This window comes from Acinetobacter sp. AOR34_HL (assembly GCF_027854795.1).
Classification (GTDB): domain Bacteria; phylum Pseudomonadota; class Gammaproteobacteria; order Pseudomonadales; family Moraxellaceae; genus Acinetobacter; species Acinetobacter junii.
In genome coordinates this window covers 34,248-55,736 of record NZ_JAKTID010000086.1, presented here as the reverse complement: position 1 = coordinate 55,736, position 21,489 = coordinate 34,248, and the positions used below count along the sequence as shown (strand labels likewise).

The 21,489-nt window shown below is 39.9% G+C and carries 17 protein-coding genes and 1 pseudogene; 10 read left to right on the top strand and 8 right to left on the bottom strand.

Annotated features, from left to right (window positions below):
- Window positions 1-93 precede the first annotated feature (93 nt).
- The 3 genes from MKL32_RS15735 to MKL32_RS15725 form a co-directional block, all read right to left on the bottom strand.
- A complete protein-coding gene (locus MKL32_RS15735) occupies window positions 94-2,499 on the bottom strand; it encodes a glucose/quinate/shikimate family membrane-bound PQQ-dependent dehydrogenase (protein WP_039047064.1) in 2,406 nt (801 codons plus the stop codon).
- A 137-nt stretch (window positions 2,500-2,636) separates the two neighbouring features.
- Window positions 2,637-3,881, bottom strand: coding sequence for a carbohydrate porin (locus MKL32_RS15730; protein WP_270900748.1), 1,245 nt, complete (start codon window positions 3,879-3,881; stop codon window positions 2,637-2,639).
- 132 nt (window positions 3,882-4,013) lie between these two features.
- Complete coding sequence (locus MKL32_RS15725; protein WP_039047015.1) at window positions 4,014-5,132, bottom strand: CaiB/BaiF CoA transferase family protein; 1,119 nt, start codon at window positions 5,130-5,132, stop codon at window positions 4,014-4,016.
- Between the two features lie 214 nt (window positions 5,133-5,346).
- Here MKL32_RS15725 and MKL32_RS15720 point away from each other — a divergent pair, with 214 nt between their 5' ends.
- Together MKL32_RS15720 and MKL32_RS15715 are read left to right on the top strand one after the other, a co-directional pair.
- Complete coding sequence (locus tag MKL32_RS15720; RefSeq protein WP_099949100.1) at window positions 5,347-6,360, top strand: AraC family transcriptional regulator; 1,014 nt, start codon at window positions 5,347-5,349, stop codon at window positions 6,358-6,360.
- A gap of 95 nt (window positions 6,361-6,455) precedes the next feature.
- Entirely contained in the window at window positions 6,456-6,920 is a 465-nt protein-coding gene (locus MKL32_RS15715; protein ID WP_270900747.1) for a GNAT family N-acetyltransferase, read from the top strand.
- 146 nt (window positions 6,921-7,066) lie between these two features.
- Here the strand turns inward: MKL32_RS15715 and MKL32_RS15710 are convergent.
- A pseudogene (locus tag MKL32_RS15710) lies at window positions 7,067-7,604 on the bottom strand (adenylate kinase).
- Window positions 7,605-7,782: 178 nt separating this feature from the next.
- Between MKL32_RS15710 and MKL32_RS15705 the strand changes: the two are divergent.
- The 5 genes from MKL32_RS15705 (at window position 7,783) to MKL32_RS15685 (ending at window position 12,969) form a co-directional block, all read left to right on the top strand.
- Entirely contained in the window at window positions 7,783-8,988 is a 1,206-nt protein-coding gene (locus tag MKL32_RS15705) for an acetyl-CoA C-acetyltransferase (RefSeq protein WP_004908831.1), read from the top strand.
- A gap of 10 nt (window positions 8,989-8,998) precedes the next feature.
- Window positions 8,999-11,146, top strand: a complete 2,148-nt coding sequence (locus MKL32_RS15700; RefSeq protein ID WP_270900746.1) for a 3-hydroxyacyl-CoA dehydrogenase NAD-binding domain-containing protein — start codon at window positions 8,999-9,001, stop codon at window positions 11,144-11,146.
- A 160-nt stretch (window positions 11,147-11,306) separates the two neighbouring features.
- A complete protein-coding gene (locus MKL32_RS15695; RefSeq protein ID WP_004908835.1) occupies window positions 11,307-11,531 on the top strand; it encodes a hypothetical protein in 225 nt (74 codons plus the stop codon).
- Window positions 11,532-11,597: 66 nt separating this feature from the next.
- Window positions 11,598-12,452 carry a patatin-like phospholipase family protein gene (locus MKL32_RS15690; RefSeq protein WP_270900745.1) on the top strand — a complete coding sequence of 285 codons (855 nt, stop codon included), beginning with the start codon at window positions 11,598-11,600 and terminating at the stop codon, window positions 12,450-12,452.
- Between the two features lie 280 nt (window positions 12,453-12,732).
- Entirely contained in the window at window positions 12,733-12,969 is a 237-nt protein-coding gene (locus MKL32_RS15685; RefSeq protein ID WP_099949106.1) for a hypothetical protein, read from the top strand.
- A gap of 60 nt (window positions 12,970-13,029) precedes the next feature.
- On the opposite strand, the gene MKL32_RS15680 is transcribed toward MKL32_RS15685, so the two are convergent.
- Together MKL32_RS15680 and MKL32_RS15675 are read right to left on the bottom strand one after the other, a co-directional pair.
- Window positions 13,030-13,461 (bottom strand): GNAT family N-acetyltransferase, encoded by a 432-nt coding sequence (locus MKL32_RS15680; protein ID WP_270900744.1) that lies wholly within the window; start codon window positions 13,459-13,461, stop codon window positions 13,030-13,032.
- A gap of 16 nt (window positions 13,462-13,477) precedes the next feature.
- Window positions 13,478-14,692 carry a class I SAM-dependent methyltransferase gene (locus tag MKL32_RS15675; RefSeq protein WP_270900743.1) on the bottom strand — a complete coding sequence of 405 codons (1,215 nt, stop codon included), beginning with the start codon at window positions 14,690-14,692 and terminating at the stop codon, window positions 13,478-13,480.
- A 100-nt stretch (window positions 14,693-14,792) separates the two neighbouring features.
- Between MKL32_RS15675 and trhA the strand changes: the two genes are divergently transcribed.
- The 3 genes from trhA (at window position 14,793) to lpxO (ending at window position 17,916) form a co-directional block, all read left to right on the top strand.
- A complete protein-coding gene (gene trhA, locus MKL32_RS15670) occupies window positions 14,793-15,434 on the top strand; it encodes a PAQR family membrane homeostasis protein TrhA (protein WP_004908846.1) in 642 nt (213 codons plus the stop codon).
- A 111-nt stretch (window positions 15,435-15,545) separates the two neighbouring features.
- Window positions 15,546-16,856 carry an MFS transporter gene (locus MKL32_RS15665; RefSeq protein WP_204378956.1) on the top strand — a complete coding sequence of 437 codons (1,311 nt, stop codon included), beginning with the start codon at window positions 15,546-15,548 and terminating at the stop codon, window positions 16,854-16,856.
- Window positions 16,857-17,010: 154 nt separating this feature from the next.
- Window positions 17,011-17,916, top strand: a complete 906-nt coding sequence (lpxO, locus tag MKL32_RS15660; protein WP_035338465.1) for a lipid A hydroxylase LpxO — start codon at window positions 17,011-17,013, stop codon at window positions 17,914-17,916.
- A 52-nt stretch (window positions 17,917-17,968) separates the two neighbouring features.
- Here the strand turns inward: lpxO and MKL32_RS15655 are convergent, their stop codons facing one another.
- Complete coding sequence (locus MKL32_RS15655; protein WP_270900742.1) at window positions 17,969-18,412, bottom strand: hypothetical protein; 444 nt, start codon at window positions 18,410-18,412, stop codon at window positions 17,969-17,971.
- A gap of 139 nt (window positions 18,413-18,551) precedes the next feature.
- Entirely contained in the window at window positions 18,552-21,287 is a 2,736-nt protein-coding gene (gene secA, locus MKL32_RS15650; RefSeq protein ID WP_005402099.1) for a preprotein translocase subunit SecA, read from the bottom strand.
- Window positions 21,288-21,489 lie beyond the last annotated feature (202 nt).

Genomic DNA, 21,489 nt, shown 5'->3' with positions numbered 1-21,489 from the left:
TTAATAACGGTTTTATTGATAAGCCTATCTAATGACTACAAAAAGGAAAAGCCCAGACGAATCTGAGCTTTGACAATCAATTTTCAAATGAAATTAGTTCTTATCTGGCAAAGCATAGGCAACGAGATAATCACCCATTTTAGTACCAAATGAACCGTGTCCACCCGCCATAATCACCACATATTGTTTACCGTTAGCTTCATAAGTCATTGGTGTTGCCTGACCACCTGCAGGTAAACGAGCTTCCCATAACTTATCGCCATTTGAAACATTAAAGGCACGGATGTAGTTATCTTGAGTCGCCCCAACAAACATCACATTACCTGCTGTTGAAATCGAACCACCTAAACCGGGTACACCAATTTTCACTGGTGGTAATTGGAATAGATTTGGCAAACTATCACGAATCGTACCAATACGTTTTTTCCAAACCACTTCATGTGTTTTTAAATCCACACCAGCAACAAAGCCCCAACCAGGTTGCTTACAAGGCAAACCGAATGGAGACAGGAACGGACTAATATCTACACCATATGGCGTACCATACATCGGTTGCATGCCCTGCTCTGTACCCGCACCACGTGCGACTGCTTGACGGTTTGGATCTGCTGGAATTAAACGACTTACGAATGGCAAGCCAATCGGGTTCATGACTGCAACTTGACGATCAGCATTCACTGACATACCGCCCCATTCGAATACACCGAGATTACCAGGGAATACTAAAGTGCCATTTTCAGAAGGTGGTGTATAAATACCATCGTAATTCAAACGTTTAAACTTCACCCGACACATTAACTGGTCAAACATGGTGGCACCCCACATGTCTTTATCTGTTAATTTATCTTTAGGTGCTAAGTTAAAGTCAGAGAATGGTTGAGTTTTAGCATAGAACTCACCTTTAGTTTGTGGCCCCCACTTCACTGTTTGCGGAACTGGTTTTTCAGTAATCGGTACTATTGGCTGACCATTACGACGATCTAAAACAAAGGCATTTCCTGTTTTAGTTAAGACATAAATCGCAGGGACCGTTTGACCAGATTTATCCTGAATATCCGCCAATGAAGGTTGAGATGGTACATCCATATCCCACAAATCATGATGTGTGGTTTGGAAACTCCAAACTAGCTTACCTGTGCTTGCATTAATCGCCAGCATTGAGTTCGCATAGCGCTCTTTCAACTCAGTACGGTCGCCTCCCCAAATATCAGGTGTACCTACACCTGTCGGTACATAGACGATGTCCAATTTTGCATCATAAGCAAGTGGCGCCCATGCATTTGGCGAGTTATGCACAAATGTTGTGTCTTGACCTGGCATTGCATTCGGATCAGCAGCACCCGTATCGAATACCCACAGCAACTTACCAGTATTCACGTCATAACCACGAATCACACCTGATGGCTCTTTATTCGAATGGTTATCGGTCACTGAACCTGCAATTACCACTGTAGTACCAGATACAACACCTGGTGAAGTTGGGTTATAGCCACCTGGATAGGCATATGGCATGAATTCTTGTAAATTCACTTCGCCATTTTGACCGAAGTCAGAACATGCTTTACCTGTATCTGCGTTCACCGCAACTAAACGACCATCATTAACCGGAACAAAAACTTTACGAGGACATTCAGTCGAAGTTGATTTTTTCGCCTGTAAACTGGTTGCAAACACAGTGGTGTTTGCAGCATCGTAATACATCACCCCACGACAAGTTAAATGTTGGAAAGTCTTGTCCGTTTTAAGTTTTGGATCAAAACGCCATTTTTCTTTGCCTGTTGCTGGATCAAGTGCAATCAAATGTTGATGTGGCGTACACATATACATATTGTTGCCGATTTTAATTGGTGTCACCTGATTAGTCGTTTCACCTGAGTCATTTTCAGTTCTAAAATCACCTGTACGGAATGTCCAAGCAACTTTCAAATCTTTGACATTTTTGTCATTAATTTGAGTCAGAGGAGAATAACGCTCCCCTCCTTGACTACGACCGTAGGCAGGCCAGTCTTCAGGTGCTACACCATCAACTGCTTTCGCTTGTGCAGGTTGAGGTGTTTGAATCACACCATTAATTTCTTGAGGATCATTAAAGATCGAGTACACCATCACCACAATAGCAATAACTAAAGTCGATGATAGCGCAACCTTACTTGAGCCAAGTTTATCAATACCTCGTGTTACAGCAGGTACTAACAACCACAAACCCAACACACCCAAAACATCAAGACGTGGAGCCAGTGCCCAGAAGTCCGTTCCAACTTCCCAAACACCCCAAATCACACTTCCTAACATTAAAGCGGCATAGACCCAGAGTGGACCAGAAGCACGCTTATAAAGTTGTACTGCTACGATGAGTAACAACACACCTGCAATCACATAATAAAAAGACCCACCAATAGCTGCGAGCCATACACCACCAATAAGCAGGAACAAAGCAATGAGGGCAAGGATCATTACCGTCAACGTTCGCAATCCTGATTTTGAAGCAGATTGATTCATAAGATCACCTTGCATCTTTGTATTTATTAGAATGACTAAGCAAATGATCAATTCACTTAACATTCAATTGAAAAGCTAAAGCGTTCTATAGTCCGATTGAGTTGCAAACATGAGCTATAGAACTCCGAATAAAACACTTAAAAAATGGTTTGAAACTTGATGCCACCCACCCATGTTTTATCGCCATCTTTCAAGGCACTGACATGGTGTACATATTGAATATTTGGACGGATGGTCAACCAATTAGTTGCATGGATGCCGTAATACAACTCAGTATTGTATTCTTCATCTAATAAAGGATTGTTTTTGTCATTGGCATGAATACGTGCTACGCCGAGTGCTAGTTCATCTTGTGGACGCTGATTGAGCAGACCTTTATAAACCAATCCAACATTTTGCATATCTTTGATGGAGTTGGTTTTTGAATCATGTACTGTGACATTCACAAAACCAGTTAAACCACGATCAGATTGATCATCATGACGTGTTAATTGCTGTTTGGCAGTAAACCAACCGCCTTGTTTATGTCCAGTTTTGCTTGGGTTTTCAATTTCAGCAGCATCAGCAGTGCTGTAGTAGTAACCAAAACGGTATTCACCTAAAAGAGATTGTTGACCAAGTTTTGGTGCCCAGACCAGCTCAGCAGGAATAATCGCACCATGTGATCCATCTGTACTTAAATTAAAGCCTTTACCACACTGTAAGTTCTCTGGGTTATATTCATACGCACCAACTTGCGCATATAAATCTGGCTGCAGGTTATATTTGACTCGCAATGCCCATTGACTGACAGGCCAGTTGTACCATTGATCACCCACCCAATTGCCGACTTGAGAGCCACATAATGCCAAGTTTTGGAAATCACAGTTAAAACTGTTGAAATCCTCACCTTCACCAAAACGTCCCACTTTGATATCTAAAGCTTGATCTAAAAATTTCTTTTTGATCCACAGATCAGTTAAACGCCAAGTTTGACCTCGCCCCCAAACTTCTTGGGTAGAACTTAGATGTCCTTGTAAACCATCTGCAGTTTGGGACAATGATTGGCCATCTCGATAGGTCACCGTGATTTGAGCTTCAGTGTCTTGCCAACCTAAAATCTTATTTAAGTCAAAGTGTGTGCCTAAAGCCAGTTGCCCAGTGAATTCACTGCCATGACTTGAATGTTGTTTAGAATCTAAAACCCCTGCAAATTCACCTGTGTAATCAGCAGAAAAGTTATAACCTTGATCTTGTAACGCAGTGCGTTGACCGTTCCAATCACCCAACAGCCATTGACCATGAGGATCAAATGCGGAAGAAGCTGCTTGAGTGTGATGTGTGAAAAGACTCAATGAAAGAACGGATAAACAAGATACAACCCATGATTTAGAGATTGTCATGTTTACGTAACCTTTTATGTTTTTGTATATAAAAGGTTACGCCCATTTTTAATTGATTAATTTATTCAAAATGTTAATCACTTGATTAAATGTGCAATATTTTACCAAGTTGTGATTGTATGCACATATTTTCTACCATTTTCCTTGACCCAATCCTTGTCCGATAAATTGATAGCGCATTTGAGAACGTGAAAATTTAATTGGGCATGCTAATTGAGGCTCAGTTTGGTCAGCATTTTCAGATAAAGGCACATCGACCACCCAACCACGTTGTTTTGCAATCGGTGAAGTCAAAGCTTCATCTAAGCTCAACACCGGCTCCACACAAATATCTAATTGCGAAAAAATTGATTGCCACTCAGCAAAATCTTTGGATCTAAACTTTTCCTTTAAGGCTTGTTTAATCGCTTGACGGTCTTCGGAGTCAAAAGAACTACCTTTTGCCATCAATATAGGTAACTCTAATGCAGCAGCTAATCCAGCCATAAACTGTGGTTCTAAACTTCCTACAGAGAAATAACGACCATCTTTGGTTTCATAATAGTCATAGAAAATAGCACCATTCAGCATCCCTTGCTCAGGACCTTGCGGTGTCTGACCAGCCAAACTTGCTGAGGCGGCCATACTATTTAAACTAGCCACACAGTCCGTCATAGAAATATCTATGTATTGCCCCATACCACTGCGCTGACGCTCAACTACAGCAGCTAAAATCCCAATAACCGCATGCAAAGAACCTCCTGCGACATCCGCAATCTGTACACCTAATGGAGGTGGTCCGCTATCTTGGCGACCACTATGACCCGAAATACCAGCTAAAGCTAGATAGTTAATGTCATGCCCTGCACGGTCTTTATATGTACCTGTTTGACCGTAACCTGTAATAGAACAATAGATTAATCGAGGATTGATCTCAGCAAGCGTTTCATAATCCAACCCTAATCGACGCATCACATCTGGTCGAAATTGTTCAAGCAGGATGTCAAACTCTGAAATTTTATTTTTAATTAACTCAATATTTGCAGCATCTTTTAGATCAAGCGTAATGGACTGTTTATTTCGATTAAGATAACTATGCGCAGTGGCTTGACCATTGGCATAAGGTGGCATGATTCGAACCAAATCTGGACGACTCGGAGATTCTACATGGATAACTTCTGCACCCATGTCTGCAAGATACATACTAGCGAATGGGCCAGGCAACAAAGTAGAAAAATCTAGAACTTTCAATCCCTTTAAAGCAGTTGGCATAATAATTTTTACTCATATTGTTCAAATTTTCTTTTATACTAGGTTCGGATAAACACAAAAACAATGTCATGTTCAGCCATTTACCTTGATAGTTTCGGCAATTTAACATGTACTTAGTGAGCAATAATTTTTTCTTGTCAATTGCTCAATTAGATATTTTAGACGGTTATTTAGGTCAATTATCGTGAATAGTAAAGAAACTGAAGGATTCAATATGAGCCGTGATACGATCAGCATCCACTTCGTGAATGCGGCTTTAACAGGTGTAAAACGCCTAGGCATGGACGTTGAAACATTACTTTCACATGTCGGTATTGAAGCAGAATTGCTTCGTCAACCTAAAGCTCGAATCTCCCCAGAGCAATACACTCGCTTTGTCAAAATGTTATGGATGGTCACCCAAGACGAACACGTTGGTTTCGATGTTCAACCACGTCGTTTAGGTACATTTGCGATCATGTGCCAATTGATCATACATTCGAAAACACTTGGACAAGCACTCGAACTTTCCTCACAATTTTACAAATTGTTCGGTGATGAATGGTCTGTAAGTTTAGAGCGTGATAAACACGAAGCTCGTTTAGTACCTCACATTCCTAAAGCGCTTGACCCTGATCATTTTATTACGGAAAGTATGCTGATGATTTGGCATGGTCTTGCTTCGTGGTTAATCGAACGTCGCTTACCTTTGGAGCGCGTCCATTTTGGTTATGAACGCCCTAGCCATGCTGATGAATATGATGCGCTATTTTTTGCACCAGTGATGCAATTTGACGCACCGCGTACAGAAATTACCTTTGCTGCAGATTATTTAGATCTACCTATTCGTCAGGATGAAAAAACTTTAGAAGAGTTTTTAAAAGCCGCACCAGCACAACTTCTAGTGAAATTCAAAAACACCAACTCACTCACTTCGCGTATCCGTGATGTATTGAAGAGCCAAATCGGCGAAGAAATGCCAACTTTAAATGATGTGGCATCTATGTTGTATTTATCTCCTCAAACATTACGTCGTCGTTTGGCTGCGGAAGGTAAAAGCTATCAAGGTGTCAAAGATGCCTTACGTCGTGACGCTGCGATTCATTTATTGCTCACTCCAAACCTCACTTTAGAAGATGTTGCTCAACAAGTTGGCTTTAGTGAAACCAGTACCTTTCACCGCGCCTTTAAAAAATGGACTGGTGTTACCCCTGGTTTATATCGCCAGTTGCATGGGCATCACAATTAACTTAAATCAGACAAAGTGTTCAACCCTTAAAAGTTGAACACTTTTTGAAAAATATGGTATTAATCCACTATAGTCATCAACAATCACGATAAAAAATGATAATCAAAAAAGGCGATTTTTCAGACCCACAAGTTCAAGACCTCATACGCATTCATTTGTACGGCATGCATCAGAACACACCGATTGAGCATAGTTTTGCACTCGATTTCAGCAGCCTACAAAAAGACTCCATTCGATTTTATACACTTTGGCGTGATGATCAGCTTCTTGGTTGTGGTGCGATTCAAGAGCTTAATCCCTATCATGCTGAACTTAAATCGATGCGGACTCATCCCCAACATCTACGTCAAGGTGTAGCGACATACTTACTTGATTATCTTCTGAAAATTGCTAAACATAGCAACTATGAAAAAGTGAGTTTAGAAACAGGAAAAGACTCCCACTTTGATGCAGCAATTAGTCTATACAAGAAATTTGGTTTCGTAGAGGGTGAAGCCTTTGCTCAATATAATGAATCTGAATATAGTCAATTCTTTCATCTAAATTTATCTAATCAATAGTTTAATCTCAGATTTTCATCTGCTTTTTTAAAGAGGTTTTTTGCAAAAACTCATTGATAAGTAATCTAATTACAAGTATTACAGCCGTAAAGCCAAAACATTATCTTGAAAAAATATAGCCAATACCCTGATTTTAATGCTAATTATCAATCACCACTTATTTGTTTTAAGAAAGCAGCTGTCTTCCGAGGCGAAGTTAGGTGAATAAATCGTATGTGCTGGTATTTGGGGTTATTCATCATCGCTAAATACCTTTTCTTATTTTGTGGATATTTCTGAAACATCCATAAAAAAATCGATTTTTGGGAGAATACCATTTTCAAGTTCTCTCTATTATTCGAGTTTTTCCATAATCGCTCACGACTTAAAATAAGCCACAAAGTCCGTTTAGTAAGACGATAAAAGTTAACAGAAAAAGAATAATCTAGCCAAATGACCGTATCCACCTCAGACCAAATCATATCAATACTGCGTGAATAAAGATTAGATCACCCATCCCGTTGATGCTGCATCCATACTCAGTTTAAGTTTGCAAAAAAATGCATCATTTGAAGATTCTTGCCAATCATCTAGCCATAGTAAATCATCCAGTTCGATATATTGTATTTTTAATTTTTCCGCCAACTTTCGATCCAGCGTAGATTTGCCAGAATTCGTAGTACCAATAATATTAATAAATTTCATCAAGCAAATTATGTTGAATTATGGACATGCATTTTACTAAATATTTCAACTATTCAATAGTGAACTGAATTGGCGAAAAACATCAAACTTACCAATGTTTATCATCATTGCACTGACACTTAAATTGAGTACACTCGAAGCACAATGATTTTAATTTAAGGCAATACAAGGAACAGCTATGAGCGAGGCCTATATTATTGATGCCATTCGCACACCACGCGGAAAAGGAAAAAAAGACGGCTCATTACATGAAGTAAAACCAATTACTTTACTCACAACATTATTGAATGAATTACAACAACGCCATCAACTCGACACATCTAAAGTCGATGATATCGTTCTCGGTTGTGTGACACCGATTGGTGATCAAGGTGGGGATATTGCCAAAACTGCTGCGATTGCTGCAGGTTGGAATGATGATGTCGCAGGCGTACAAATCAACCGTTTCTGTGCTTCTGGTTTAGAAGCGGTGAACTTGGCAGCACAAAAAGTTCGTTCAGGTTGGGAAGATGTTGTGGTTGCTGGCGGTGTGGAGTCAATGTCACGCATTCCAATGGGTTCTGATGGTGGTCCATGGGCGCTTGATCCAGAAACCAATTTGAAATCGTCTTTTGTTCCACAAGGTGTAGGTGCAGACTTAATCGCAACTTTAGATGGTTATAGCCGCGCAGATGTAGATGCATTTGCGGTCGGTTCGCAACAAAAGGCTGCTGCCGCTCAAGCAAATGGTTATTTCGATAAATCAGTTGTACCTGTGAAAGATCATGCAGGTGTAACAATCTTAGAAAAAGATGAATTTATCAAAGGGAATACCACAGTTGAAGGTTTAGCAAAACTGAATGCTAGCTTTGAAATGATGGGTCAAATGGGCTTCGATGCTGTTGCTTTACAGAAGTATCCTGAAGCGCAAAAAATCAATCACGTCCATCATGCAGGTAACTCATCAGGTATTGTCGATGGTGCTGCGGTGGTGTTATTGGCTTCTGAAAAAGCAGTCAAAGAGCAAGGTTTAAAACCTCGTGCCAAGGTGCTTGCAACTGCATTAGTCGGTACAGATCCAACCATTATGTTGACTGGTCCTGCCCCTGCTGCACGTAAAGCATTAGAAAAAGCAGGCTTGAGCATCGACGATATTGATTTATTTGAAGTAAATGAGGCTTTTGCAGCTGTAGTGATGCGTTTTATTACAGAACTGAAAGTTCCTGCTGAGAAAGTCAACGTCAATGGTGGTGCGATTGCGATGGGACATCCATTGGGTGCAACTGGTGCCATGATTCTAGGAACTTTGTTAGATGAATTAGAGCGTCAAGGTAAAAAACGTGGTCTAGCAACATTATGTGTCGGTGGTGGAATGGGGATTGCTACCATTATCGAGTTGGTGTAAGGAGAACAACATGAGCGCTATTAAATACGAAAAAAACGCTGACAATATTGTAATTCTTACACTAGATTCATCTGGTCAATCTGCAAACACCATGAATGCAGAGTTCCGTGATGCTTTAGATGAAGTCAGTCAAAAACTGAAAGCTGAAACTGATCTGAAAGGTATTATTTTCCGTTCAGCTAAGAAAACCTTCTTTGCTGGTGGTGACCTAGATGAGCTGATTCAGGTACAACCTGAACACGCCACTGAATTTTTCAAGATGATTGAAAAACTCAAAGGTGACTTACGCACAATCGAAACTTTAGGTGTGCCTGTTGTTGCAGCTTTAAACGGCACTGCGCTTGGTGGTGGCTGGGAAATCGCTTTAGGTTGCCATTATCGTATTGCCATTAATGATCCAAAAACTAAATTTGGTTTACCTGAAGTGACTTTAGGACTACTTCCTGGCGGTGGTGGTATCGTCCGTATGGTGCGTCTGCTCGGCTTACAAAATGCATTCCCGTTCCTTATGGAAGGTAAGCAATTTGGTGTCGATAAAGCAAAATCTCTTGGCTTGGTACATGACACAGCTGAGAATGAACAAGAGCTGTTAGAAAAAGCAATTGCTTGGGTGAAAGCTAATCCACCTTCTACAAAAGCAGCACAGCAACCATTTGATGTGAAAGGCTACAAAATCCCTGGTGGTGATCCTAAAACGCCTGCGGTTGCACAAGTGCTTGCAATTGCCCCTGCCATGCTACGTGACAAAACCAAAGGTTGCTACCCTGCTCCTGAAGCGATCATGGCGGCTGCAGTTGAAGGTGCACAAGTCGATGTAGATACCGCGCTTCGTATTGAATCACGTTACTTTACGCAACTGACTGTCGGTCAAGTGTCGAAGAACATGATCGGTACGTTTTGGCATGGTCTAAATGCAATTAAATCAGGTGCGAGTCGTCCTGCTGAAGTTGCTAAATGGCAAGCGAAAAAAGTCGGTGTTTTAGGTGCAGGTATGATGGGTGCAGGGATTGCCTATTCAACCGCAATCAAAGGAATTCCTGTCGTACTCAAAGATGTGTCTGTAGAAAATGCAGAGAAAGGCAAAGCTTATTCACAAAAGCTACTTGATAAACGTGTTTCACAGGGTCGTATGTCAGCGGAAAAACGCGATCAAGTGTTAGCACTCATTACTGCAACCGCTGATGCAGCTGATTTACAAGGCTGTGATTTAATCATTGAAGCAGTATTTGAAAATCAAGAACTCAAAGCCAAAGTGACTCAAGAAGCTGAGCAGTATTTAGCGGAAGATGGAATTTTTGCATCGAACACGTCTACCTTACCAATCACAGGTCTAGCAACAGCAAGTAAAGATGCTAAAAACTTTATTGGCTTACATTTCTTTAGCCCAGTCGACAAAATGCAATTGGTCGAGATCATCAAAGGCAAAGAAACTTCAGCTGAAACATTAGCTAAAGCCTATGACTTTGTACAACAAATTGCTAAAATACCAATCGTGGTAAATGACAGTCGTGGTTTCTTTACCAGTCGTGTGTTTGGTACGTTCATTCAAGAAGGTATGCGTCTTCTTGCTGAGGGTGTACATCCAGCGAAAATCGAAATGGCAGCACTCAAAGCAGGTATGCCTGTTGGTCCTCTTGCGATTCAGGATGAAGTATCCTTGACTCTCACTGAGCATGTTGCAAGCGAAACGCGCAAAGCACTGCAAGCTGAAGGGAAAGACTTACCGAAAACTCCTGTAGATAAAGTGGTTCACACCATGATTCACGAGCTAAATCGTAAAGGTAAAGCAGCAGGTGCAGGCTTCTATGAATATCCAGAAAATGGCAAAAAACATTTGTGGGATGGGCTCAGCCGTTGGACGAAAGCGAATGATATTTCTGAACAAGATATGATTGATCGTTTCTTGTTTGTTCAAGCGCTGGATACTTTACGCTGCTATGAAGAAGGTGTTCTAGAATCAGTAATTGATGCCAATGTCGGTTCAATTTTTGGAATCGGTTTTGCTCCATGGACTGGTGGTGCAATTCAATTCCTAAATCAAAACGGGATTGAAAAATCACTACAACGTTCAGAAGAATTGGCTGCTAAATATGGTGAACGTTTCAATCCACCACAATTGTTAAAATACAAAGCGCAGAAGAAAGAAATTATTCAATAATTTTTTCACTCTCTTCACTTTACGCTCATATCGGTTTCTTTAACTGATATGAGCTTTTTTGTATTTATTGATAGAAAACCGAATTACGTCTAATCCATCACAAATTGTGCTATAAATATACCAATTCTGCTTTACTTTTTGTCCTTTGGAAATTTGTCTTATGTCTGAGAAATTATGTCCTGAAACCTCGCCGTGGGGTTGGAAAGCACTGATCATCACTTGCATTTTAAGCTTTATCTTTATGGTGATTTTTTATTTAGCCATAAATAATGAGCCTGACTATATGCCAATGAATCAAAAAAAAGCAGCGGCAGCAGCTGAAATGTCACAATCTCCAGCAAATGGCGAAGCTCAACATAGCGAGCATCAGCAACACAATCACTAAAGTATTCTTGTCGAAGATGATAAATCCGTGTTAAACAGGGATTTATCATCCCATTCGAGATATTGAATGCTTCACCAAAATCGTCAAGCACTGGTCGTTGAAGGTGGTGGAATGCGCGGCGCATTTACCAGCGGTGTCTTAGATGCATTTTTACTGCAACAATTTAATCCATTTAATCTTTGTGTTGGTGTTTCATCTGGTTCTACCAATGTCGCTAATTACCTCGCAGCTCAACAAGGTCGCACCCTACAAATCTATCTAGATCATTCTGTTCGATCTGAATTCATTCATTATGGACGCTTCTTCAAAGGTGGTGACTTACTTGATTTGAAATGGATGTGGGAAGTGGTTGAAAAAGAAAATCCACTCAATCAAGCTCAATTATTTGCCAATCATCCTGAATTTTACATGGTATTGACCCATGCTATTTCAGGAGATGCAACATATATCAAAGCCTCCAAAGACAACATTCTCGATGGATTACGTGCATCAAGTTCTATTCCAGTGCTTACTCGTCAAGCTGTAGAGGTTTTTGGTGAACCCTACTTTGATGGCGGAGTCGCAGATGCTCTTCCCGTACTTTGGACGGCGAAACAAACTAATGTATCTAAACTCATGGTACTGAGAACTCGCCCCAAAAATTACTACAAAGCCAGTAGTAAAGGTGATCAACTCCTTGCAAAGTACGCATTCAAGCAACGACATGGTTTTGCCAAAAGTTTATTAGCAAGAACGCAACGCTATAATGAATCTGTTCAATTTGTTAGAACAGCATCTGAACAAAAAATATTGGAGGTTTGCCCACCCGACTTAAAACATATGGCGGGTCGACTCACCAAGAATAAAGCCAAGATTCGTTATAGTTATGATATTGGTCTAGAAACAGGCTTCAAAGCTATTGAAGATTGGAACGCCTTATAATCATCTCACCTATTCCAAGTCTTTGAATACTATAATATTGAAGACTTGGAAACTTATGTAAATCATATCTAATTCTAAATAATCGCTTAAATTTAGCCCTAAATATTAATTTCAGACTATTCTTTTTTGCAAATCAACTTTCAAGTTTCAATCAATAATACAAATCATCAGACAACCCAAAACAAACTATAAAACCATATAATGTTTAGGCTTTTTATCAAATTGATTAAATGATGTTGTTCTAGCAAGTTTTTTATTTATTTTATTTTTGGAATTTTCTATGAGTAATCGCTCAAACTCTCACAACGATTCAAGTGAAACCGTATTAGGTTGGAAATTTGTCATTATCGTTGGGGTACTTAGTACAATTTTTCTCAGTTTCTTCTACTTAGCTATGAGCAATGAACCAGATTATATGCCTGGAGCGCAGCGAGCAGCAGAACAACAAAAAGCAATAACTCAAGAAAACGCTCAAGCAAGCTCAGAGGTTGAAACCCAACATCAGCAACACCAATAAAGAAATATAACTTGCTCGATCTGATCATCGATCGAGCAAGTTATGATCTAAATCTTCGTTTCAGTGATTTTTAGTTTCAATCACCAACTGCATTTTTATATGAGGAATTCCACACTCATCGTATGCATCCCCTTGTATCGAAAATCCTAATTTTTCATAGAATGAAATGGCGTGAACTTGTGAGGATAACTGAAGAAATTTTCGATCTTGTTGATGTGCTTGCCGAATAATCTCTAACATAATCATACGTCCAATTCCTTGTCCGCGATAAGCTTTGAGTACAGCCACACGCCCTACACTATTGTGTTGTAATAAACGCGCAGTCGCAATTGGTTGGTCTTGATCATAGACAACAAAATGATCTGAAATCATATCTTGATCATCCCACTCCTCTTCTTCAGGAATGTTCTGCTCAATTATAAAAACTTGTTTTCGAATGAACTTTGCGTCTTGCTCTAACTTATCCCAGTGACCACTTTGGACTCTATACATCTCGATCTCAGCTTAATTAGCACTTACAACCTAAATTTTCGATCGGCATTTGATCTTGTAACAGCAATTCTAAGCTTTGTTTTTGGATACCATACATCTGTTTTAAGGCTTGAATTTGCTGCATAATTTTCGGATCAGGCTGCTGAACATCTTTACGCTTGGTCGCTAAAATCATCTTATTTTTACTGGTATGTTCCAGTGAAACGAATTCAAAAACTTTAGTTTCATAACCGTAAGCCTTAAGCAACAAAGCACGTAATGTATCTGTCAGCATTTCTGCCTGCTGCCCTGCATGAATGCCAAACTGAAGCATCGGTTGTAAAACCTCTGGGCTTTTTAATTGAGGTCGCAACTCTTTATGGCAGCATGGCGCACACATGATCATTGAGGCATTCAGACGAATTCCTGTATGAATTGCAAAGTCGGTTGCTACATCACAAGCATGTAGTGCAATCATGACATCTAGCTTTTCTGGGGCATAGCTCCGCACGTCACCTTCAAAAAAATCAAGATGATTAAATCCAACATCATCTGCAACTTTTTGGCAAAACTGTACAAGATTCGAACGCAGTTCAACACCTGTGATTAAAGGAGTTTTATTTTGCTCTAATAAATAATCATACAAAGCAAAAGTTAAATAACCTTTTCCTGAACCAAAATCAACAATATTAAGTTCTTGTTGAGAAGCATCAATTTGCTCATAAGCATTTGAAAAAATTTCAATAAACTTATTAATCTGTTTCCACTTGCGCGCCATGCTTGGAATGATTTGTGCCTTTTCATCGGTAATTCCAAGATGTTTAAGAAATGGACTTTGTTGCTGAACAAATCGATGTTTTTCACGATCATGATGCTGTTGAGCTTGGTTTACACTGATTTGCTTTTTCTGTGCATTCAACATGGCTTTCTTTTTGTTTTTTTTCAGTTGAATATCTTGATGCATTGTAAATAGATTGGCTTGTTTCGACTGAGCCAACAGCTCGGCTATTTTCTCTAATCCCACTTCAATCGGATAATTCTTAGTAATATCTTGCGTTTTATAATGATATAAACAGGACAGCATACTTTGATTTTGCAGTTCAATAATGCGAAAAGTCATTTTTTCTAAATCTGTCATTTCGCCCTTGTATTGACTCAATATCAATCGGTCAAAACTATTGTTTTCAATAGATTGCTGAATCTCCAAGAAAAATTGCTGTTCTTGTTCAAAGGAAAATTTGGGCGCAAACATAGTGAAAACCTGACAAATAGAAACTAAATTTTATAGCGTCTTACTTTAAAAGGGAAATTGCATTACGATACAGTTGTATTTTTATACTATTAGAAGCTCAATGAACGCTAATTTTCTGACCAATTATGATCCCAAAGAAGAATTAATTAATGCCTATAGTCACGGGATTGGTGCAGTTCTGGCGCTAATTGCATCGGTGTTTCTAATTATCAAAGGATATGGACTACCTTTCGGACAATGGATGAGTTTATGGGTATATGGGTTCAGTCTTGTATTACTCCTCAGCAGTTCTATGCTTTACCATTTCTCTCAAGATGGAATGAAACGCTACTGGTATAAAAAACTTGACCATACTGCGATTTATTATCTGATTGCAGGAACATATACCCCCTTTCTAAGTATCGCAATCCCAACAGCGAAAGCACATTATTTATTAATTGCGCTATGGATCATCGCCTTGATTGGGACGGTATTTAAACTGATCCTAATTCATCGTTTTCAAAAAGTATCTTTGGCTGCCTATATCATCATGGGGTGGTTAGCCGTGTTGGTTATGGATGATATGCAACGTTATCTATCAAAAGAAGCAATCCAGTTATTGATTGCGGGTGGGCTTGCTTATACTGTCGGCACATTGTTTTATGCTTTAAAAAAGGTAAGATATACCCACGCAATTTGGCATGTATTTGTGCTAATCGGGGCAGGTTTACACTTTCTTGCAATCTACTGTTATGTACTTTAACTCCTGTCGACAGGCCAAAAGAAATGACACTAGTTTCATGAGTAGACTTTGCATTCAAAGAATTCTCAAGTCCATATTTCTGTGTCTTGATCAAATAAAATAAGGTCTCGTATGTCGTCTAGCACTACGACTGTCACCCCCGAAGTGGCAAGCAATTCAAAAACAAGGGTATTATTTGCCAGTCTCGTGGGTACCACGATTGAGTTTTTTGACTTCTATATCTACGCAACTGCAGCAGTTTTAATTTTTCCTCATTTATTTTTCCCAGAAAGTAGTGATGGTGCCGCTGTACTAAAATCCCTCGCAACTTTTGCAATTGCCTTTATTGCTCGCCCGATCGGAGCCACAATTTTTGGACATTTGGGAGATCGAATTGGACGTAAAGCAACTTTAGTCGCAGCTTTACTCACTATGGGGATATCAACCGTTTGTATCGGTTTACTGCCAACCTATGCACAAATTGGTCTTGCAGCTCCTTTACTATTAGCTTTATGCCGTTTAGGTCAAGGTCTCGGTCTTGGTGGTGAATGGAGTGGTGCTGTTCTACTGGCGACTGAAAATGCACCTGAAGGCAAACGTGCATGGTATGGCATGTTCCCTCAACTGGGTGCCCCGATTGGTTTTATCCTCGCAACAGGTTCTTTCCTATTATTGAATGCTTTTATGTCAGAACAAGATTTCATGACTTGGGGCTGGCGTATTCCATTCGTCTCAAGTGCGGTGTTAGTTCTGGTTGGTCTCTATATCCGTCTGAAATTGCATGAGACTCCTGCATTTCAAAAAGTTTTAGACAAACAAAAAGAAGTTAATGTCCCATTCAAAGAGGTTATGACGAAACATTTCCCAATGTTGGTCTTGGGTACTGTTGCTGCGATTTGTACTTTTGTCGTGTTCTATCTCACAACTGTTTTTGCACTCAACTGGGGTACAACAAAACTGGGATATGCTCGCGGTGATTTCCTTGAATTACAATTGATCGCAACACTTTGCTTTGCAGCTTTCATTCCTGTTTCAGCGATTCTTGCTGAAAAGTTTGGACGTAAAAATACATCGGTTGCTATCTGTATCTTATCAGCATTATTTGGACTTTGTTTTGCGCCGCTTTTAGGGTCTGGTAGCCCATTACTTGTGTTCCTATTTTTATGTATTGGTCTCTCAATCATGGGACTCACTTACGGACCAATTGGAACTGTACTTTCTGAGATTTTTCCAACATCAGTCCGTTATACAGGTTCAGCATTAACTTTCAACTTAGCAGGTATTTTTGGTGCATCCTTTGCCCCTTACATTGCAACCAAACTTGCTGAAAACTATGGTTTAGGTGCTGTTGGAATGTATTTAAGTCTAGCGTCAATTCTTTCGTTAATCGCGTTTTTGTTCATCCGTGAAACCAAACACGATGATGTAAATAACCAAGTCTAATTTATATGTTCTAATTGAGTGAACGTCATAAGAGGTTCACTCAAACCATTTGTCGGCCAATTCCACTCACCCTTTTTCAAACGCTACAACATCTCTCCCGCTAATATTTTTTGTGCTAAAATACGCGACTCCCTTTTTTTAGATGATTGTGCTCATGTACGCAGTGATTATCGTTGCCGTATTTTTGGTCAGTTTTTTATACACTTATTATCGTGGCAAAGAACGATTAAAAGCATCTCGACAATTATTCGACCATTCGACATTTCTAGCACCAGTTAATATGTTTATGACTGGTTTCTCTAAATTACCGAACCAACCATTCTTTGATGTGGCGCAGTTTCCTGAGCTCAAACCATTACAGGACAATTGGCAAGTAATCCGTGAAGAAGCAATCCAGCTACAAAATCAAATTAAAGCAGCTGAAAAGAACAACGATGCAGGTTTTAATACCTTCTTCAAACGTGGTTGGAAACGTTTTTATTTAAAATGGTATCAAGCTAGCCATCCATCAGCTCAACAACTTTGCCCTAAGACAGTTGCCTTGTTAGAAAGTATTCCTTCAGTAAAAGCAGCAATGTTTACTGAACTTCCATCTGGAAGTTATTTAGGTAAACATCGTGATCCTTATGCGGGTTCAGTTCGTTATCATTTAGGTTTAGTAACACCAAACAGCGATGACTGTTTTATTGAAGTTGATCAAGAACGCTATAGCTGGCGCGATGGTGAAGCAACTGTTTTTGATGAGACTTTTGTACATTGGGCTGAAAATAAAACGGATCAGACCCGTATTATTTTATTCTGTGACATCGAGCGTCCAATGAAATGGGGCTGGGCTCAGAAGATCAATCATTGGTTTGGTCGCAATGTTATGTCAGCAGCAAGTTCACCGAATGATGATCAAGATAAAACAGGTTTTATCAATCGAATTTTCAAGTATGGCTATGCCGTACATCATTATGGTCGTGGTTTAAAACAACGTAATCGTAAAGTTTACTATCTTGCAAAATGGCTGATGTTTGCAATCATTATTGGTCTGATTTTATTACCTAGCTTTCTTTAATTAGCTGTAAAAAAAGGAGATGCATCTGCATCTCCTTTTTTTGTTGAAACTTTTATTGATTGGTAGCTTGTGGTGCTTGAGCACTTGCTGTTTGAGCAGCGGCTGCATCAGCAGCTTGTACTGCGGCTGCATCAGCAGCTTGTACTGCGGCTTCACCGATGAGTGCGATCTTCGCCTTTTCCTGACTCTTTGCAGATAATGCCGGGTTAGCAGCTACGATACGATTGATATTGGCAGAGTTAGCAGGTGCGATAGCCGCTGTTTGCAAAACAATTGGGCGATTCCCTGTATCTCCAAGTGTATATCGAATCCCTGTACGAGGGCTGATTACTGTGGTCACTTCACGTTTAACTTGAGCTTCAGCTGTCGTCGCGCCTTTTGCTGCAAGTACTTTGTCTACTGTGGTTGTGATCGTTGCTTGTGGTGCTTCATTAGCAAAGCCTACACTTGATACCGCAACACTCGCTAAAATTAAAAGTTGTAATGGTTTTTTCATTGTCTTCCCGCGTTTCATGCGAATTCAGTCAAAGTCATTCTATTGAATAATGAAACTATAAAGCACTTAACGACTCAAGTTACTTCTCGTAAAAAAAGCAGGGATTAACCCTGCTTTTTTTATCAAACGATATCGAAGTTTAAATTTTACCGTGACACTGTTTGTATTTTAATCCTGAACCACAAGGACACGGTGCATTGCGGCTTTCTGGAACTGGGAATGGAGCATTATTCGCTGAATATTCAGACTCTTCAGATGCAGTCACTTCACCCGTTAAACCATCTACATCATCATGTTCAAATGATAAACGCATTGATTCAGCTTGACGTTGTTGTTGTGCTTCAAGCTCAGCCAATTCTTCTGCTGTTGGTACATGAACACGAGATAAATCAGTCACAACGTCTGATTTGATAATACCCAACATGTTCACAAACAAATTAAATGCTTCTTTCTTATATTCCTGCTCTGGATTTTTCTGAGCATAGCCACGCAAGTGGATACCCTGACGTAAATAATCCATCGCAGCTAAATGATCTTTCCAATGGCGATCTAAAGAGTTCAGCATAAAGTGACGCTCTAACATCGCAGCAGATTCATCACCCATTTGCGTACGGCGTTGACGATAACGTGAAATCACTTCATCAGAAATACGTGCAATCAGACCTTCCTCATCCAAGCGGCGATCTTGATCTAACCATTGCTGTACAGGAAGCTCGATACCTAAATCCGTACGTAAAGCGGTTTCTAGACCAGGAATATCCCATTGATCATGGATAGATTCAGGTGGAATGAAGTTCGCGATAACACCTTTCATCACCTCTTTATGCATCTCTTCGATATAATCTTGTAATGTACTTTCTGCCAAAATCTCATCACGTTGTGAGTAAATAATTTTACGTTGTTCATTATTTACATCATCATACTTCAATAAGTTTTTACGAATATCAAAGTTACGTGCTTCAACTTTACGCTGTGCATTTTCAATAGAACGACTCACCATTTTATGTTCAATGGCTTCATTTTCCTGTAAGCCCATTGCACGCATCATGGCAACAACACGATCACCCGCGAAGATACGCATCAAATCATCTTCAAGCGATAAGTAGAAGCGAGAAACACCAGGGTCACCCTGACGACCCGCACGACCACGTAGCTGGTTATCAATACGACGTGATTCATGGCGCTCTGAACCAATGATATGCAAACCACCTGAGTTCAATACATCTTCGTGATCTTTTTCCCACTGCGCTTGTAAACGAGCTTCATCTTCTGGCGTAGGATTTTCAATTTTTGCGAGTTTGGCTTTCCAGTTACCACCAAGCAAAATATCGGTACCACGACCTGCCATGTTTGTTGCAATCGTTACGGCGTTTGGACTACCTGCTTGAGCAATAATGTCCGCCTCACGCTCATGTTGTTTTGCATTGAGGACTTCGTGTTGAATACCTGCTTGTAATAACTTTGCAGATAAAATTTCACTCGCCTCAATCGTTGCAGTACCAATCAAAATCGGCGCAACACCCTGCTTACGAATATTGGTAATTTCTTCGATAATTGCGTTGTATTTACCGTTACGATTTAAATAAATTAAGTCGTTGTGATCCTTACGCACCATCGGACGGTGAGTTGGGATAATAACAACATCTAAACCGTAGATTTCTTTCATTTCAGCAGCTTCAGTATCAGCTGTACCTGTCATGCCTGAAAGCTTTTTATACAAACGGAAATAGTTCTGGAACGTTGTGGTTGCCAAAGTTTGGTTTTCAGGCTGAATTTCCATATTTTCTTTGGCTTCAACCGCTTGGTGTAAACCTTCAGACCAACGACGACCAGGCATCGTACGACCTGTACTTTCATCAACAATAATCACTTCTTCTTTTTGAGTCTGAGGATTAATGCCAATAATGTAGTGAACGTTCTTTTGATAGAGATAATGCGCACGAATCGCAGCAGTGACATGGTGAACCAGATTTAGGTTCGCAGCAGAATAAAGACTTTCACCCTCAGCAAGTAATCCCATACGGATTAACTCTTGCTCAACAGTCTCGTAACCAACCTCAGTCATTTCAACTGAGCGTTGTTTCTCATCAACCCAGAAGTGTCCGCCATCAGCCACTTTTTCTTCTTTCTGAGGTTTTAATGTTGGAGGAATGCTATTGATTAACTGATATAAATGCGATGAATCTTCACTTTGACCTGAAATAATCAATGGCGTACGTGCTTCATCAATTAAGATCGAGTCTACTTCATCGATGATCGCATAACTTAAACCACGTTGTTTTTTCTCTTGTAGAGAAAACACCATATTGTCACGAAGATAATCAAAGCCAAATTCGTTGTTCGTACCGTAAGTAATGTCTGCTAAATAAGCTTGTGCTTTCTCAGCAGGCATTTGCATCGAATAAATCACACCGATGCTTAAACCCAAAAACTCAAATAATGGGCGGTTGAGTTCAGCATCACGTTGTGCAAGATAGTCATTGACGGTGATGACATGCACACCCTGACCACTCAATGCATTGAGGTAACACGCTAAAGTACCCATCAGGGTTTTACCTTCACCTGTACGCATCTCAGCAATTTTGCCTTCGTGCAGTGTGATACCACCAATCAACTGAACATCATAGTGACGCATTCCCATCACGCGTTTTGCAGCTTCACGACAAACTGCAAATGCTTCAGGTAATAATTTATTTAGGCTTTCACCGTTTTTAAATCTTTCTTTGAATTCTTGAGTTTTTGCAGAAAGGTCTGCATCGTTAAGAGCAGATATCGTCGGTTCAAGCGCATTGATTTGTTCAACAATTTTACGCATGCGTTTGAGCTCACGCTCATTTTTAGTACCGAAGATACCTCCGATCAGACTTGCCAACATGAATAAACTCTCTAATCCTGTTTGTTTAAATAGGTAATTTTTTCTTAGCTGTTATTATGGAGTCAGAAATAAGAACTACAAGGGCTTTGCATCCAAACAGGTAAAAAATCTGCGAGGCAATTCTGACCACAAGCAACCAAAGTCAGTTAATGTAGCAAATTTGACTATAAGTTACATCGACTAAAATGTGAATTTCCGATCA